This window comes from Mesorhizobium sp. M7A.F.Ca.CA.002.09.1.1 (assembly GCF_003998555.1).
Lineage (GTDB): Bacteria > Pseudomonadota > Alphaproteobacteria > Rhizobiales > Rhizobiaceae > Mesorhizobium > Mesorhizobium ciceri.
This window is the reverse complement of record NZ_RZRR01001359.1, coordinates 1-943: the sequence shown is the minus strand read 5'-3', so window position 1 is coordinate 943 and position 943 is coordinate 1. Positions and strand designations below refer to the sequence as shown.

Sequence of the window (943 nt, the reverse complement as noted above, 5' to 3'; positions counted from 1 at the left end):
CCGTTCGACTATCTTTCGGTGGCCGATGAACTCCATTCCGGCCGCATCAAGGTTTCCGCTGCCGAATATCGCGAGGCGGGCGCGGATCTGGCGACCGAATTCGCCGCTTTGCTCGATCATGCCAAGCTGGTTCTCGCCGGCGAAGAGCCAAAGCCCGAGGAAAAACTGCCGCCGATCGATCCCGAAGCCATCGCCGTCGAACTCGGCCTCAATCAGCCCAAGCAGGTCGCCGATTTCGGCCGTATGCGCCGCAGCTTTGCCTTTGCCAACCATCCCGACCGCGTCGCCCCACATTTGCGCCAGCGCGCCATGATCCGCATGCAAGTGGCCAACATGCTGATCGACGAGGCCAAGCGTCGTGCACTGGCCGGTGCTCGCCGCTAACCCGGCTGGTTCACGCAAAAGTCGGCCTGGCGAGGCTTGGAGAGCGGCTCTGCTTTGCCTATAGATGCGGCTCCTCCGCGCAGTCGCGCCAGCCTTCCTCCGGAGCCGAATCCATGCACAAACGCCGTCTCGGTCGGACCGATCTTCTTGTTACCCAGATCTGCCTGGGCTCCATGACCTGGGGCCAGCAGAACACCGAGGCCGAAGGCCACGCCCAGATGGACCTGGCTTTCTCGCGCGGCGTCAATTTCATCGACACCGCCGAGCTCTATCCGATCCCGCCCAAGGCGGAGACGCAGGGGCGGACCGAAAAGATCATCGGCAGCTGGATGAAGGCCAAGGGCAACCGCGACAAGGTGATCTTGGCCTCGAAGGTCGTCGGCCGCACGGCCAACAGCTGGTTTCGCGGCGACAGGCCGTCGCAACTGGTGCGCGCCGATATCTTTGACGCCATCGACAAGTCGCTGACCAAGCTCGGCACCGACTACATCGACCTCTATCAGATCCACTGGCCGGAGCGGGATATCCCCTGGGGCGCCAACCCGACGCGCGTCGGCGC

General features: G+C 63.7%; 2 protein-coding genes. Both read left to right on the top strand.

Annotated elements, in window-relative coordinates; all coding sequences use genetic code 11:
- On the top strand, window positions 1-384 hold a 384-nt coding region (locus EN994_RS33210; RefSeq protein WP_245466170.1), incomplete at its 5' end, for a hypothetical protein.
- Between the two features lie 113 nt (window positions 385-497).
- Window positions 498-943, top strand: a 446-nt coding sequence (locus EN994_RS33205) for an aldo/keto reductase (RefSeq protein WP_206530565.1), incomplete at its 3' end; no start/stop codon positions are given.